Source organism: Saccharopolyspora cebuensis (genome assembly GCF_039542665.1).
Lineage (GTDB): Bacteria > Actinomycetota > Actinomycetes > Mycobacteriales > Pseudonocardiaceae > Saccharopolyspora > Saccharopolyspora cebuensis.
This window is the reverse complement of sequence record NZ_BAABII010000012.1, coordinates 1-15,202: the sequence shown is the minus strand read 5'-3', so window position 1 is coordinate 15,202 and position 15,202 is coordinate 1. Positions and strand designations below refer to the sequence as shown.

12 protein-coding genes, 2 tRNA genes and 2 riboswitches are annotated in these 15,202 nt (G+C 72.3%); of the genes, 8 read left to right on the top strand and 6 right to left on the bottom strand.

Annotated features, from left to right (window positions below):
* Positions 1 to 7: 7 nt before the first annotated feature.
* The 3 genes from ABD976_RS17455 to thiD all read right to left on the bottom strand — a co-directional run bounded on the left by ABD976_RS17455 (position 8) and on the right by thiD (position 2,576).
* Positions 8 to 856, bottom strand: a complete 849-nt coding sequence (locus ABD976_RS17455) for an ABC transporter ATP-binding protein (protein WP_345364422.1) — start codon at positions 854 to 856, stop codon at positions 8 to 10.
* Positions 857 to 1,030: 174 nt separating this feature from the next.
* Complete coding sequence (tenA, locus tag ABD976_RS17450) at positions 1,031 to 1,741, bottom strand: thiaminase II (protein WP_345364420.1); 711 nt, start codon at positions 1,739 to 1,741, stop codon at positions 1,031 to 1,033.
* A gap of 37 nt (positions 1,742 to 1,778) precedes the next feature.
* On the bottom strand, positions 1,779 to 2,576 hold the full coding sequence (gene thiD, locus ABD976_RS17445; RefSeq protein WP_345364418.1) for a bifunctional hydroxymethylpyrimidine kinase/phosphomethylpyrimidine kinase: 798 nt from the start codon (positions 2,574 to 2,576) through the stop codon (positions 1,779 to 1,781).
* Positions 2,564 to 2,655: riboswitch (TPP riboswitch) on the bottom strand. It overlaps the preceding gene by 13 nt.
* Before the next feature lie 147 nt (positions 2,656 to 2,802).
* Between thiD and ABD976_RS17440 the strand changes: the two genes are divergently transcribed.
* From ABD976_RS17440 to ABD976_RS17420, 5 genes are all read left to right on the top strand, one after another.
* On the top strand, positions 2,803 to 3,543 hold the full coding sequence (locus ABD976_RS17440) for a hypothetical protein (RefSeq protein ID WP_345364416.1): 741 nt from the start codon (positions 2,803 to 2,805) through the stop codon (positions 3,541 to 3,543).
* 112 nt (positions 3,544 to 3,655) lie between these two features.
* The gene (locus ABD976_RS17435) at positions 3,656 to 3,862 is read left to right on the top strand and encodes a hypothetical protein (RefSeq protein ID WP_345364414.1); all 207 of its coding nucleotides are present in this window, start codon (positions 3,656 to 3,658) and stop codon (positions 3,860 to 3,862) included.
* 76 nt (positions 3,863 to 3,938) lie between these two features.
* Positions 3,939 to 5,570 (top strand): AMP-binding protein, encoded by a 1,632-nt coding sequence (locus tag ABD976_RS17430; RefSeq protein ID WP_345364412.1) that lies wholly within the window; start codon positions 3,939 to 3,941, stop codon positions 5,568 to 5,570.
* A 46-nt stretch (positions 5,571 to 5,616) separates the two neighbouring features.
* Positions 5,617 to 6,270: an oligoribonuclease gene (orn, locus tag ABD976_RS17425; protein ID WP_345364410.1), complete on the top strand. Its 654-nt coding sequence runs from the start codon at positions 5,617 to 5,619 to the stop codon at positions 6,268 to 6,270.
* Positions 6,271 to 6,398: 128 nt separating this feature from the next.
* Positions 6,399 to 6,474, top strand: a tRNA-His gene (locus ABD976_RS17420).
* 96 nt (positions 6,475 to 6,570) lie between these two features.
* Here the strand turns inward: ABD976_RS17420 and ABD976_RS17415 are convergent.
* Positions 6,571 to 7,725, bottom strand: a complete 1,155-nt coding sequence (locus ABD976_RS17415; protein ID WP_345364408.1) for a L,D-transpeptidase — start codon at positions 7,723 to 7,725, stop codon at positions 6,571 to 6,573.
* A 336-nt stretch (positions 7,726 to 8,061) separates the two neighbouring features.
* On the opposite strand from ABD976_RS17415, the gene ABD976_RS17410 reads away from it, so the two are divergent.
* Positions 8,062 to 8,134: transfer RNA gene (locus ABD976_RS17410), tRNA-Lys, on the top strand.
* 131 nt (positions 8,135 to 8,265) lie between these two features.
* Here ABD976_RS17410 and cynS read toward each other — a convergent pair.
* On the bottom strand, positions 8,266 to 8,709 hold the full coding sequence (gene cynS / locus ABD976_RS17405) for a cyanase (protein WP_345364406.1): 444 nt from the start codon (positions 8,707 to 8,709) through the stop codon (positions 8,266 to 8,268).
* 32 nt (positions 8,710 to 8,741) lie between these two features.
* Positions 8,742 to 11,123, bottom strand: coding sequence for a glycoside hydrolase family 3 protein (locus ABD976_RS17400; RefSeq protein WP_345364404.1), 2,382 nt, complete (start codon positions 11,121 to 11,123; stop codon positions 8,742 to 8,744).
* A 120-nt stretch (positions 11,124 to 11,243) separates the two neighbouring features.
* Positions 11,244 to 11,434, top strand: a riboswitch (cobalamin riboswitch).
* 105 nt (positions 11,435 to 11,539) lie between these two features.
* On the opposite strand from ABD976_RS17400, the gene ABD976_RS17395 reads away from it, so the two are divergent.
* Both ABD976_RS17395 and ABD976_RS17390 read left to right on the top strand, forming a co-directional pair.
* Positions 11,540 to 13,945: a ribonucleoside-diphosphate reductase subunit alpha gene (locus tag ABD976_RS17395; protein ID WP_345364402.1), complete on the top strand. Its 2,406-nt coding sequence runs from the start codon at positions 11,540 to 11,542 to the stop codon at positions 13,943 to 13,945.
* A gap of 26 nt (positions 13,946 to 13,971) precedes the next feature.
* Complete coding sequence (locus ABD976_RS17390) at positions 13,972 to 15,045, top strand: ribonucleotide-diphosphate reductase subunit beta (protein ID WP_369774841.1); 1,074 nt, start codon at positions 13,972 to 13,974, stop codon at positions 15,043 to 15,045.
* The last annotated feature ends 157 nt before the right edge of the window (positions 15,046 to 15,202 follow it).

Genomic DNA, 15,202 nt, shown 5'->3' with positions numbered 1-15,202 from the left:
CTCCTGTTCACTGGCGCGACCGGTCCCCGGCCGACGCGGAGCGCCGTCCGCCGCCGTTGAAGCGGCCGAGGGCGCGGGTCCGGATGCTCCCGTCGCCGGGGTCGACCCCGACCTCGATCCGGGTGCCGTAGGCGCGGGTGAGGTTCGCGGTGGTCAGCACCTCGGCCGGCGCGCCCTCCGCGGTGACCCGGCCGCCCTCCAGCAGCAGCATCCGGTCGGCGACGGCGGCGGCCTGGTCGAGGTCGTGCAGCACCACGCCGACGCCGACGTCGTGCTGGTCGACGAGGTCGCGGACCACGTCGAGGATCTCGACCTGGTAGCGCAGGTCGAGGAAGGTCGTCGGCTCGTCGAGCAGCAGCAGCGCGGTGTCCTGGGCCAGGCAGCTCGCCAGCCACACCCGCTGCGCCTGGCCGCCGGAGAGCGCCTGCACCGGGCGGTCCGCGAGCGCGGTGAGCCCGGTCAGCTCCATCGCGCGGGCCACTGCGGCGGGCCCGTCCGGGTCGCGTCCGCCCCAGCGGGAGCGGTGCGGGTGGCGGCCGAACTCGACCAGCTCGCGCACCGAGAGCCCGCCGGGGACCGCGCGCTGCTGGGACAGCAGCGTGATCCGGCGCGCGAGTTCCCGGCTGGACAGGGCGCGCAGCTCGGTGCCGTCGGCGAAGGCGACCTCCCCCGCGGCGGGCGGGTGCAGCCGGGCGAGCGCGCGCAGCAGCGTGGACTTGCCGCTGCCGTTCGGCCCGATCAGGGCGGTGACCGATCCGGGGGCGAGCGCGAGCGAGGCGGCGTGCACCACGACGTCGCGGCCGTAGGCGACGTCGATCTCGCGGGCGGTGACCCCGACCGGGTGAGGCTCGAACACCCGATCACAATAAGGCGAGGCTAGCCTAATTCCTAACGCCGGTGGTACACCGCACACCGCACCACCGGCACGCGCCCCTCTCACCCGTTCGTGAGCTGAGTGAGGGGCACCCTTGCCCGAGTTACTTGGTCAAGGGTGCCCCTCACCTCACGACATGCTCGCTTCGCGCGGTCCTCAGGCCCGCCAGCGGGCGGTGGGCCACTCCTCCTTCTCCCAGGCGCTGTTCCAGAACAGCCACTCGTACTCGGTGGCCCGCTGGAACGCCGCGAACATCGCGTCCCGGGTCTCCCCGGTCGCCTCGGCGGCGAGCCGGTCGGTGAGGTCGCGGGCGGCGAGCACCGCCTCGGCGAACTCGTCGTCGGCGTAGGTCTCGATCCAGGCCCGGTACGGGTGGCCGGTGAGGTCGCCGGTGGCTTCCAGGATGGTGCTGCCGACGTGCTGGTAGACCCAGAAGCACGGCAGCAGCGCGGCCACCAGCACCGGGTAGGGCTCGGTCAGCGCGCACGCGCGCAGGTAGGAGATGTAGCCCAGCGCCGACGGCGGGGTCTCCACGCCCTCCACCTCGGCGGCGGTGAGGCCGAACTCCTCGACGTACCCGGCGTGCAACCGGCGTTCCTCGACCAGCGCGCCCTGGGCGGCCCCGGACAGGAACGCGGCGTCGGCGGGATCACCGGCGCGGCTGGCCGCCGCGGCCAGCGCCTGCGCGAAACCGACGAGGTAGCGCGCGTCCTGCACGACGTACTGGGCGAACCGGTCGCGGTCCAGCGTGGCGTCGGCCAGCGCGGCGTTGAAGGGGTGCTCGACGATCGCCTGCTGGAGCGCCGCGGTGCGGGACCAGGCGCGGGCGCAGAAGCCGTCGGCGGGCGGGGGCGGCAGGGTGCTCATGGTGGTCCTCTCGGTCGGGGCGGATCGGGGCGGCCGGTCACCACCAGCGGTGGAAGTGGTGCACCGGACCGTGGCCGCTGCCCACGTCGAGCCGATCGGCGGCGCGCAGCGCCGAGGTCAGGTACTCCTTGGCCTCCCGCACCGCGGTGAACCAGTCCGGGCGCTGCGGGCGCAGCGCCGCGATGGCCGCCGACAGCGTGCAGCCGGTGCCGTGGTCGTTGCGGGTGCGCACCCGGTCCCCGCTGAGCTCGCGGGTCCCGCCGTCCCCCAGGAACAGGTCCACACTGGACTCGTCGGCGAGGTGACCGCCCTTGAGCAGCACCTGCTTGGCGCCCAGCCCGGCCAGCCGCGCCGCCTGGTCGGCCATGCCCGCCACCGCGCCGAGCTCGGGCTCGCCGAGCAGGTCGGCGGCCTCCGGCAGGTTCGGGGTGATCAGGTCGACGCGGGGCAGCAGTTCCTCGCGCAGCACCCCCACCGCGTCCGGGGCGAGCAACCGGTCGCCGCTCTTGGCGACCATGACCGGGTCCAGCACCACCACCGGCGGCGCGTACCGGTCCAGCACCTCGACGACCGCGCGGATCACCCCCGCGCCGCCGAGCATCCCGATCTTGACCGCGTCCACCCGCACGTCGTCGAGCAGCGTGTCGAGCTGGGTCCGGACGAACTCCGGCGGCACCTCGTGGACCTCGGCGACACCGGTGGTGGTCTGGGCGACCAGCGCGGTGATCACGGACATGCCGTAGGCGCCGTGCGCGGAGAAGGCCTTGAGGTCGGCCTGGACACCGGCACCGCCGCTGGGGTCGGTGCCTGCGATGGTCAGCACGTTGGGAATCACGACGTCCCTCCGCTAGTGCTAGCTAGGTCAGGTTCAACGGGTGTGTTCTCAGCCCTGCCGGGCACCCCGCGTCACGGATCACACTAACCACCCGGGAGCGCCGTGACCACACCCGCAGGTCGGCGGGGCCGATGGGGCGGGTGGGGCCGGAGGCGACGGATTTCACAGCCCGCTTCGACCACCGCCCGCGGGAGCGCCCCTGGGCACCGGACTAAAATGGGTGGCGATGGAGACCACGACCGACGCCCCGAGCTTTGCCCGTTCCCGGCGCCCGCAGCGCCAGGCCGACCCCGCGGAGATCTGGGGTCCGCTGCCGAGCCTGACCGACGCCGCGGTGGCCGCGGCCGGTTCCGGGACCGTGGCCATCAACCGCGCGTTCGACCGCAACAGCCGCCAGCGCGGCAAGGCGCTGCGCGACCTGCTGGACGAGCGGGGCGTCACCGCCGTGGAGGTGACCGCGGCGTCCGGTGCGGAGCTGCCCGCCACCGAGTCCCCGATCACCGCCGTGGTGAACCTGACCGGCGCCGGGTCCTGGCAGCCCTACCGGCTGGCGGCCAAGGCGCAGGCCCCGGTGCTCACCCCCAAGCCGGTCGACGGTCCGGCCGACGAGGTCTCCCGCAACGTGATCGCGATGGCGGCCGAGGACGGGCGCCGCGACGTCGCGCTGTCCCACGTCGCGCTGCGGTCGGAGTGCCCGGCCGAGAGCACGCTGACCGTGGAGCACGACGGCGAGGCGCTGTCGGTGCCCGGCGGCTGGGTCAGCCTCACCGTGACCGACGAGGGCCTGCGCATCGAGGTCGGCGGCACCGGGGAGGAGCCCCGGACCCTGACCACCCGGCAGGCCCGCGTGGAGGCGTTCGGGGCCCGGCACCTGCTGGTGCGCGACGAGCTCCCGATCGCCGACTTCGAGGACCGCTCGCTGACCCTGACCGCCGAGGCGGGCGGGCTGGTCGTCCGCCCGGTCTGAGCGGGGGTCGGCCATCCCCCGGACGGTCGATCCGCGCACCCGGGAGCCTTCGGCGTCATGTGCCCGCACCCGCCGCGTCCCATGATGGGACGACGTTCGACGGATGCGGGGGATGCTGGTGAAGACCGCGAAGAAGTGGCACGTGACCTGTCGCGACGTGGCGGGCCGCAGGCGGGACATGTCCGTGTTCGTCGAGCGGGGCGAGGTGGTGGTGGTCTCCCCGCCGGGGGATGCCGCGGTGCTCTCCCCGCTGGAGGTCGGCCGGTTGCGGGCCGCGCTGCGGGACGCCGTCGTGCTCGCCGCGGACGAGGACGGCTGAGCGCTCGGGCCTTCCCGCCCGGAACGCGAACGGGCATCATCTACTCCCGGGTAACTCGTACCGAGAGGGTGGATGCGTGAACGTGGTGCTGCGCCGGTCCGCCGGCCTCCTGGAACGGCTGCTCGCCCCGCTGAACACGATCGGCGTGCTGGTCCGGCAGGGCGTCGTGCGCCCCATGCGGCCGGACAAGCTGCTGCGCATCGCACTGGCCTGGCGGCGCTGGGGCATCACCCCGCCGCTGGGCTTCGCGGTCGGCGCCATCCGGCACCCGGACCGCCCGGCGATCATCGACGAGCGCGGGGCGCTCAGCTACGCCGAGGTCTCCCAGCGCACCACCAGGCTGGCCCACTCGCTGCGCGCCCGGCTCGCCCCCGGCACCCGCCTCGGGGTGCTCTGCCGCAACCACCACGGGCCGATCGAGGCGATGGTCGCGGCCGGCAAGCTCGGCGTCGACGTCGTGCTGCTCAACACCGGGCTGCCCACCGAGCAGGTCGCCGAGGTGGTGCGCGCCCAGCAGGTCGGCGTGCTGCTGGTGGACGGCGAGTTCACCCACCACCTCGACGCGCTGCCCGAGGACCTCGACGTGGTGCTGGCCTGGACCGACGGCACCACCCGCCACTCCACGGTCGAGCACCTGGTGGCCACCGGCTCGACCCGGGTGCTGCCGCGGCCCGGCAGGCGCTCCCGGCTGGTCGTGCTCACCTCCGGCACCACCGGCACCCCGAAGGGCGCGCGGCGGCCCGAACCGCCGGGCCTGGCCCCCGTCGCGACCATCCTGTCCCGGGTCCCGCTGCGCGCGGGCGAGCGGATGTTGGTCGGCGCACCGCTGTTCCACACCTGGGGCCTCGCCGCCTTCCAGCTCGCCTCGGTGCTGGGCGCGACGATGGTGCTGCGCCGCAAGTTCGACCCGGAGCAGGCGCTGGGCGCGATGCACCGGCACCGCTGCACGTCGATGTTCGCCGTGCCGGTGATGCTCCAGCGCATCCTCGACCTGCCCGAGCGCGGCTACGACCACGGCGCGCTGCGGATCGTGGCCAGCAGCGGTTCGGCGCTGCCCGCCGACCTCGCCGAGCGGTTCCGGGAGCGGTTCGGACCGGTGCTGCACAACCTCTACGGCTCCACCGAGGTCTCCTGGGTGAGCATCGCCACGCCGGAGGACCTGCGCGCCGCCCCCGGCACCGCGGGACGTCCGCCGCGCGGGACCACCGTGCGCCTCCTCGACGAGGACGGCCGACCGGTGCGCCGCGGCCGGACCGGCCGGATCTTCGCGGGCAACGACATGCTCTTCGAGGGCTACACCCACGGCGGGAGCAAGGAGTTCCGGGACGGCCTGATGGCCACCGGGGACCTCGGGCGGTTCGACGCGGCCGGACGGCTGCAGGTGGTCGGCCGGGAGGACGACATGATCGTCTCCGGCGGGGAGAACGTCTACCCCAAGGAGACCGAGGACGCGGTGGCCGCGCTGCCCGAGGTGGCCGAGGCCGCCGCGATCGGGGTGGACGACGCCGAGTTCGGGCAGCGGCTGGCGGCGTTCGTGGTGCTGCGCGAGGGCGCCGAGCTGGACGCCGAGGGGCTGCGCGACCGGTTGCGCGACCGGCTGTCGGCGTTCGCGCTGCCGCGCGAGGTGGTGTTCCTCGACTCCTTGCCGCGCAACGCCACCGGCAAGGTGGTGCCCGGCGACCTGCTCGCCCGCCGCGACGCCGGCTGAGGAGCGGTCGCGCGACACCGCCCGCCGCCGCGTTAGGCTCGGACAGGTGAACGACCGTCTGGTGTGGATCGACTGCGAGATGACGGGGCTCGACCTGGGCAAGGACGCCTTGATCGAGATCGCGGCCCTGGTCACCGACTCCGAACTGAACGTGCTCGGCGACGGCGTGGACATCGTGATCCACGCCGACGACGACGCCTTGGCCGGGATGCCCGAGGTGGTGCGCGAGATGCACGCCAAATCCGGGCTCACCGAGGAGGTGCGCCGCTCCACCACCACCCTCGCCGAAGCCGAGCGGCAGGTGCTGGACCACATCCGCAAGTACGTGCCGGAAGGCCGGTCGGCGCCGCTGGCGGGCAACTCCATCGCCACCGACCGGGGTTTCATCGCCCGGGACATGCCCGCCCTCGACGCGCACCTGCACTACCGGATGGTCGACGTCTCGTCGATCAAGGAGCTGTGCCGCCGCTGGTACCCGCGGATCTACTTCGCGCAGCCGGAGAAGGGGCTGGCGCACCGGGCGCTCGCCGACATCCGGGAGTCGATCCGGGAGCTGGCCTACTACCGGCGGACCGCGTTCGTCGAGCCGCCCGGGCCGTCCAGCGAGCGGGCCCAGGAGATCGCCGCGGAACTGCTCGACGGCGAAGGGGTCGGCGGCATCGAGAAGGCCCGCCAGGAACAGGCCGGGGACGAGCGCTGAGCTCGCACGATCGCCGAAACCGGGGCCGGTGCGGGAGCCCGCGGCGCGACGCGCTAGGATGGTTCCACCGGCACGGCTGAGGCGGTCAGCACGAACGAGGTGGCTGTCCCGCTGATCCGGCGGACGTGGTGGGTGTAGCTCAGTCGGTAGAGCACTGGGTTGTGGTCCCAGGAGTCGCGGGTTCGAATCCCGTCACTCACCCCACGCGGAAGGCCCCGCTCCAGCAGGAGCGGGGCCTTCGTCGTTCCGCGAACGGCCGGCACCGGGAGGGCCGGACCCCGGAGGGTCCGGCCGACCGCATCACTTGTTGCCCGCGACCCATTCCTGCCACGGGACCTGCCAGTCGCCGAAGCCGTCCCAGGACTTCAGATCGGGCCCGCCGGAGTTGGTGATCTCCACGACGTCGCCCTTCTTGAGCAGGTCGAACACCCACTTGGCATCCTCGGTCGTCATGTTGATGCACCCGTGGCTGACGTTGCGCCGCCCCAGATCGGCCGCCGCCCACGGAGCCGCGTGCAGGAACTCGCCGCCGTTGGAGATCCGCACGGCGTACTCGACCTCGGTCTTGTACCCGCCCTGGTCCAGCGGGAGCCCGTAGGTCGTGGAGTCCATCAGGTACTTCGGGTGCTTCTCGGTCACCACGTGGGCGCCGTTGTTGGACGGGAACTCCGGGGAGCCGAGCGCGACCGGGATGGTCCGCAGCAGCTCGCCGTTGCGGGTCACCCGCATCTGCTTGCTGGCGCCGTCGGCGTGCAGCACCACCTCGTCGCCGATGGTGATGGTGGCCTCGCGGTCCTCCTGGCCCCAGACGCCGTTGCCGAGGTCCTTGCCGTAGACGTTGATGTCCAGCTCGATCTTGGTGCCGGGCTCCCAGTACTCCTTCGGCCGCCAGTGCACCTCGCGGTCGTCGTACCAGTAGAAGGCGCCCTCGACGGCCGGCTCGGTCTTGATCTCGATGGCCTGCTCGGCGCGCTCCTTGTCCGGCGCGGGCGCGTCGGCGCTGAAGTAGAAGGCGAGCGGCTGGCCCACGCCGACGGTCTGGCCGTCGAGCGGGTTCATCGACACGTACGTCTGGTTCTTCGGGCTCACCGTCGTGAACGTGGACTGGTGGGTGACCGGCTCACCGCTCTGGCCCTGCGCCGTCACCGACAGCGTGTAGGTCTTGCCGTAGCCCAGCGGCTCCCCCACCGCCCAGCTGGTGCGGTCCGGTGCGACGGCGCCCTTGACCTGCTCGCCGGACTCGTTGGTCATGGTCGCCTCGGTGATCGTGCCGTCGGTGACCGACGCGGTGATCTCGCCGGTCGGCGAGACGTCCTGGGCGCCGTTGTCCGGCGTGGTCCGCACGGTGGGCACCGCGGGCTCCCCGGCGGGCTCCGCCGCGGGGCCGGAACCGCCGCACCCCGCGAGTAAGACCGCCACCACTCCGAGGACCAGCAGCGACAACAACCGCGACACCCCTGCGGACCTCCCGACAGGATTACGCAACACCTTCATGGGCGACAGTCCGTTCGATTCGATACGCCAAAAACCGCTCGGGAACAGTGTGCAGCAATACCCCGACCGAGCGTGCAGGCACCGGTCGTTGCACAGAGTGATCCCCGCAGCGGATCTACACTCTTCGTAGACGCAACGCCCCCGGGTGAGGTTGCGTTCCCGGCGCCCTCGATCGATCGAGGACCCCCCTGCGAGAGGCCCTCCGGAACCGTGCTATTGTTTTTCACGTCGCCAGGGAGACCGGGAAGCACCCGCCGGAAGCGGAAATGCGGAACGGAATCCCAGATCGACGTGCCAGCGCCAATAGCTCAACTGGCAGAGCAGCTGACTCTTAATCAGCGGGTTCGGGGTTCGAGTCCCTGTTGGCGCACAGCAGCCCCAGGCCACGCGGCCTGGGGCTTTTTCGTTCCCGAATGCGCCGACCACAACGTTGCTCCGGCCCGCGATGGCGCAGCGACTGCCGGGTGGCCCGGCAACGGCCGCGGGCGGGCGGGGTGGTCGTCACCACTGGTACGGGAGGAACTTGCCGTTCAGGGTGAGCACCACCCGGTCGCCCTGCGGATCGGACTCCCGACGCACGTCGAGGCGGAAGTTGATGGCGCTCATGATGCCGTCGCCGAACTCCTCGTGGATGAGCTCCTTGATCGTCGGCCCGTAGACCTCCAGCACCTCGTGCAACCGGTAGACGGTGGGGTCGGTGGGCACCTGGTGCCCCAGCGCGCCCCGGTACGGCTGCTCCCGCAGCGACGCCTCCACCTCCGGCTCCAGGTCCAGCAGCGACGCCGCCGCGCGCGCCTCCTGCTCGCCCATCGGGTGCTGGCCGAGCAGCGCCGCCGTGGTCCAGGCCACCGGCCTGCCCACGGTGTCGGCGAGCTGCCGCCAGGTGATGCCCAGTTCCGCCTTGGCGTCGCGGACCGCTGCCGCCGCCTGCTGCTTGGTCAGCATGGTCACGTCCTCCCCGTTCTCGGGCCCCCGGATCAGCCCCCGTCGACGACGAGCCGCAGATCCCCGAGCCCGCGGCCGATCTCCAGGCGGTGCTCCGCGCCGGGGCGCCCCGACACCGCGACCCGCACCTGCGCCCGGTCACCGGCTGCGGCTTCGGCCACCGCGAAGCCGACGAGCGAGGCGGGCAGGTCGTCCGGCCGGGCGTAGACCTGGACCACCTCGCGCCCGGCGCGGTCCCCGGTGTTGCGCAGCACCACCCGGACCGCGTCGCCGTCGTCGTCGGCGGTCTCGTACTCCCACGTCGTGTAGCCGAGGCCGTGCCCGAAGTGGAAGGCGGGCTCGGCCCCGTACGCCGCGTAGGCGCGGTGGCCGAGCAGCGATCCCTCGGTGTAGTGCAGCTCGCCGTCCACCGGCAGCACCCCGGGCAGCGGAACCGGCACGTCGGCCAGCTCCGCCGGGAACGTCGTCGGCAACCGCCCGCCGGGCTCGGCCGCGCCGCGCAGCACGTCGCCCAGCGCGTGCCCGTACTCCTGCCCGCCGAACCACGTCCACAGCAGCGCGGGCACCTCGTCGGCCCACGGCATCAGCACCGGCGCCCCCGCGTTGACCACCACGGCGGTGCGCGGGTTGGCCTCGACCACCCGGCGGACCAGCTCGTCCTGGGTGCCGGGCAGGCTCAGCGAGACCCGGTCCCGCCCCTCGGTCTCCACCTCGTCGTGGGTGCCGACCACGACCACCGCCAGGTCGGCCTCCCGCGCCACCGCGCGCACGGCGGCGAGCTCGCCGGCCTCGTCCCGCTCCTGGTCCCGGTGCCCGAGCCCGAGCACGACCAGCCCGCGGGGCTCGGCCGGGGTGAACTCGACCTCCAGCGCCACCGCCCCACCGGTGACGTCGGCGTCGACGAGCACCACGTCGACGCGCTGCTCGGGCGGCTCCAGCAGCTCGCCCACCGGATCGTCGACGGGCCCGGCGACGTTGTCGGCGTCGAGCACCTCGCGTCCCGCCACCGACAGCCGCACCCGGCCGGCGCCGTGCACGCCGAACCGGTGCTCGCCCTCCGCGGCGGCCAGCTCGCCGCGCACCCGCAGCCGTTCGGTGCCCGCGGGCAGGTCGCCCGCCCAGAGCAGCCGGTCGGTGCCGCGCAGCTCGCTGCGCAGCACCTCGCCGTCGGCGTCGAGGTGCTCCACCCGCAGGCCCGTCCCCTCGCCCCGGGGATCGCGCACCGCCGCGCGCGGGATCGGGTCGAGCAGCCGCCGGTGGTGCACCCCGCGCTGGTAGAACACCTCGGCGGCGGGGAACGCGGCGCGCACCCCGTCCAGCGGGGTGACCACGTGCGGCGGGCTGACGCGCGAGAAACCACCGCCCTGCACCACGGGCAGCAGCGCGTTCTCCCCGATCACCGCGATCCGGGACACCTCGCCCGGCACCGGCAGCAGCGGCGCGCCGTCCACCGGTTCGTTGCGCAGCAGCACGAAACCCCGGGTCGCCAGGTCGCGGAGGGCGGGCCGGGCGGATTCCGGCGGTGGACCGGGTTCCGGGCGCTCCGGACCGAGCGCCCCGGTGCGGGCGGCCAGCCGCAGCAGCCGCAGCACCTTGTCGTCGAGCACGGATTCCGGCACCCGGTTGCCCTCCACCGCGGCGCCCAGCTCCCGCCACGGCCCACCCGGCCCGGGCATGGCCAGGTCCAGCCCGCCCAGCGCCGCGGCCTCCACCGAGCGGGTGGCGAACCAGTCCGACACCACCGCGCCGTCCCAGTCCCACTCGCCCTTGAGCACGTCGTTGAGCAGCCAGGAGTTCTCGGTCATGGACCGGCCGAGGACCGAGTTGCAGGCGGCCATCAGCGCCCACGGCCCGGCTTCGGCGATGATCCGCTCGAACGGGGCGAGGTAGACGTCCCGCAGCGTCCGCTCGTCCACCCGCACGTCGTAGGACAGCCGTTCGGTCTCGCTGTCGTTGGCCGCGAAGTGCTTCGGCGTGGCGGCCACGTCGCGGGACTGGACGCCCGCGACGACCTCGGCGCCCATCGCGGCGACCAGCAGCGGGTCCTCGGAGAAGTTCTCGAAGTGCCTGCCCGAGAACGGGGTGCGGTGCAGGTTGACGGTCGGTGCGAGCACCACGTGCACGCCGCGCCTGCGGGCCTCGTCGCCGAGCAGCCCGCCCGCGGTGCGCGCCGCCGCCCGGTCCCAGGTGGCGGCCAGCGCCGAGGCCACCGGCAGCAGCAGCGAGGCATCGCGCTCGTCGAAGGTGGGGCCGCGCACGCCGTGCGGACCGTCGGAGAGCACCAAGGGACGCAGCCCGATCTCCGGGAGCGGGTGCAGCGTCCACAGGTCCGCCCCGGTCAGCAACCGGACCTTGTCCGCGACGCTGAGCTGGGCGAGCAGCCTGCGCAATTCGGCCTCGTCGACGGCCCCCATGCCGGGATCCCCCTCTCCCCGTGGTCCGCCCCGCCAGTCTCGGCGACCGGTCCGGGCGTGTCGACCGGAAGCCCGACACACCGGTATGTGGCCATCCGAAAGAGGAGCTGACCCAAGATGTAGTGTGTGGCCGCTGGTGGTCCACCGGAGCGATCCGGTGGCGAAGAGGGAACCCGGTGCGAGTCCGGGACTGCCCCGCAGCGGTGAACGGGAACGACCGTCGTATCCGGCACTGGGCTCGTCGAGCCTGGGAAGCCACGACCAGTAGGCCGCCCGTGAGTCCGAAGACCTGCCACCGGTGGCACGCCGCGCGCGTGCCTGTCCGGGACCTCGAGGGCGGGTCCACGCGGACGACCGCCCCGCGGTCTCCCCGTGCGCCGTCGTGGTCCACCGAGCTCGCGAGGGAGAGAGCCCAAGTGACCGCAACACTCGCCACCCCGACCTGGACCCGGGTGTCCACCGTGGTCCAGCAGGCGTGCGACGGCCTGACCGGGGTATCGGCCGACGCCGTGCTGGCCGAGGTCCAGCGCACCATCTACGACGGCATCAGCGGTGACGAACTCGCGCTGGCGCAGATCATGGCCGCGCGCACCCTGGTCGAAGTCGAACCGAACTACTTCGCGGTCACCGCCCGGCTGCTGCTGGACAAGCTGCGCCGCGAGGTGCTGAGCCTGTTGGCCGGACAGCCGCGGGAAGCCGACCAGGTCGAAATGCGCGACCAGTACCCGGGCTACTTCGCCGACTACGTGCGCTTCGGCGTCGACGCCGGTCAGCTCGCCCCGGAACTGGCCTCGTTCGACCTGGACCGGCTCGGCCGCGCCCTGCTGCCCGACCGCGACCTCGCCTTCGGGTTCCTCGGCCTGCAGACCCTCTACGACCGCTACTTCCTGCACGTCGGCGGCACCCGCTACGAGCTGCCGCAGGCGTTCTTCATGCGGGTCGCGATGGGCCTGGCGCTGCGCGAGGACGACCGCGAGGCGCGCGCGATCGAGTTCTACGAGCTGCTGTCCTCGATGGACTTCATGTGCTCGACGCCGACCCTGTTCAACGCCGGGACCACCCGCCCGCAGCTCTCGTCGTGCTTCCTGACCACGGTGGACGACGACCTCGCCGCGATCTTCCACTCGATCAGCAACAACGCCCTGCTGTCGAAGTACGCGGGCGGGCTCGGCAACGACTGGACGCCGGTGCGCGGCATCGGCGCGCACATCCGCGGCACCAACGGCAACTCGCAGGGCGTGGTGCCGTTCCTCAAGATCGCCAACGACACCGCGGTCGCGGTCAACCAGGGCGGCAAGCGCAAGGGCGCGGTCTGCGCCTACCTGGAGACCTGGCACATCGACGTCGAGGAATTCCTCGACCTGCGCAAGAACACCGGCGACGACCGCAGGCGCACCCACGACATGAACACCGCGAACTGGGTGCCCGACGAGTTCCTGCGCCGCGTCGAGGCCGACGAGCAGTGGACGTTGTTCTCCCCCGACGAGACGCCCGACCTGCACGACCTCTACGGCACCGCGTTCGCCGAGCGCTACCGGGCCTACGAGCAGGCGGCCGACCGGGGCGAGATCGCCGTGTTCCGCCGGGTCCGCGCGGTGGACCTGTGGCGCCGGATGCTCACCATGTTGTTCGAGACCGGGCACCCGTGGATCACCTTCAAGGACCCGTGCAACCTCCGGTCGCCGCAGCAGCACGCCGGCGTGGTCCACTCCTCCAACCTGTGCACCGAGATCACCCTCAACACCAGCGCCGACGAGGTCGCGGTGTGCAACCTGGGGTCGGTGAACCTGGCCCAGCACGTCGGTCCCGACGGCATCGACGCGGCGCGGCTGCGGCGCACCGTGCGCACCGCGGTGCGGATGCTCGACAACGTGATCGACATCAACTTCTACACGATCCCGGAGGCCCGCCGGTCGAACCTGCGGCACCGGCCGGTCGGCCTCGGCCTGATGGGGCACGCCGACGCGCTGTTCGCCCAGCGCATCCCGATGGCCTCGGCCGAGGCGGTGGAGTTCGCCGACCGCAGCATGGAGCTGGTCAGCTACCACGCCATCGCCGCCTCCAGCGAGCTCGCCGCCGAACGCGGGCGCTACGAGTCCTACGACGGGTCGCTGTGGAGCCGGGGCGTGCTGCCGATCGACTCGCTGGAGCTGCTGGCCGAGGCGCGCGGCGGCGACGTCGACCTGGACCGGTCGTCCACCCTGGACTGGGACGCGCTGCGCGAGCAGGTGCTGCGGGACGGGATGCGCAACTCCAACGTGATGGCGATCGCGCCCACCGCGACGATCTCCAACATCTGCGGCGTCGGGCAGTCCGTCGAACCGCTGTACCGCAACCTCTACGTCAAGTCGAACATGTCCGGCGACTTCACCGTCATCAACCCGCAGCTCGTGTCCGACCTGAAGGCGGCGGGGCTCTGGGACGAGGCGATGGTCGCCGACCTGAAGTACCACGACGGCAGCCTCGCCCCGGTCCAGCGGATCCCGGACCGGCTCAAGCAGCTCTACGCCACCGCGTTCGAGGTGGCCCCGCAGTGGCTGGTCGACGCCGCCGCGCGCAGGCAGAAGTGGATCGACCAGGCCCAGTCGCTGAACCTCTACGTGGCCGCGCCCAGCGGTCGCACCCTCGACGAGCTGTACCGGCGGGCGTGGCGCAGCGGCCTGAAGACCACCTACTACCTGCGCTCCACCAGCGCCACGCACGTGGAGAAGAGCACCCTGCGCGGCACCGACGGCAAGCTCAACGCGGTCCCGGCCGCCGTGCCCGCCGACGTCGCGGCGGCGTGCTCGGTCACCGATCCCGACTGCGAAGCCTGCCAGTGAGCACCCGAACCCAGGAGCACCGCACCATGACCTCAGTGCAGCACCACGACGCCACCGGCCTCGGCGAGATCGCCCGCGGCGCGGACCGCATCGACGTCGGCGACAAGGCGATGATCAACGCGCGCGCCGACGTCAACCAGCTGCTGCCGCTCAAGTACCGCTGGGCGTGGGAGAAGTACCTCGCCGCGTGCAACAACCACTGGATGCCGACCGAGATCTCGATGCAGGCCGACATCTCGCTGTGGAAGTCCGCCGACGGGCTCTCCGCGGACGAGCGCCGGCTGCTCAAGCGCAACCTCGGCTTCTTCGCCACCGCCGAATCCCTGGTGGCCAACAACATCGTGCTCGCGGTGTACCGGCACATCACCAACCCCGAGTGCCGCCAGTACCTGCTGCGCCAAGCCTTCGAGGAGGCCGTGCACACCCACACCTTCCAGTACATCTGCGAGAGCCTCGGCCTCGACGAGGGCGAGCTGTTCAACATGTACCGGGAGATCCCGTCCATCGCGGACAAGGACGCCTGGGCGCTGCACTACACGCAGAGCCTGGAGGACCCGGACTTCGCCACCGGCACCGCCGAATCCGACCAGGCGTTCCTGCGGGACCTCATCGCGTTCTACGTCATCTTCGAAGGCATGTGGTTCTACACCGGCTTCGCGCAGATCCTCGCGCTGGGCAGGCGGAACAAGATGGTCGGCATCGCCGAGCAGTACCAGTACATCCTGCGCGACGAGTCGATCCACCTGAACTTCGGCATCGACTGCATCAACCAGATCAAGCTGGAGAACCCGCACCTGTGGAGCGAGGAGTTCCAGGCCGAGGTGCGGCGGATGCTCACCGAGGCCTGCGAACTGGAGATCGCCTACGGGCGGGACACCATGCCGCGCGGCATCCTCGGCATCAACGCCGACCAGTGCGCCGAGTACATGCACTTCATCACCAACCGGCGCTGCGCCCAGCTCGGCCTGGACCCCGTGTTCCCGGAGACGGCGAACCCGTTCCCGTGGATGTCCGAGGCGATGGACCTGAAGAAGGAGAAGAACTTCTTCGAAACCCGGGTCATCGAGTACCAGTCCGGGGCCTCGCTCTCCTGGGACTGAGTTCCTCCCGCCGCCGAGACGGCGCCCGGCCCGCGGGGCCCTTCCGCTCAGTCGCTGAGCGGAAGGGCCCCGCCGCCGTCCGGTCTGCATGCAGAACGCGAAAAGGAGGGGTGGGGCACGAAGACCAACTTGTCTTCGTGCCCCACCCCTCTCTCAG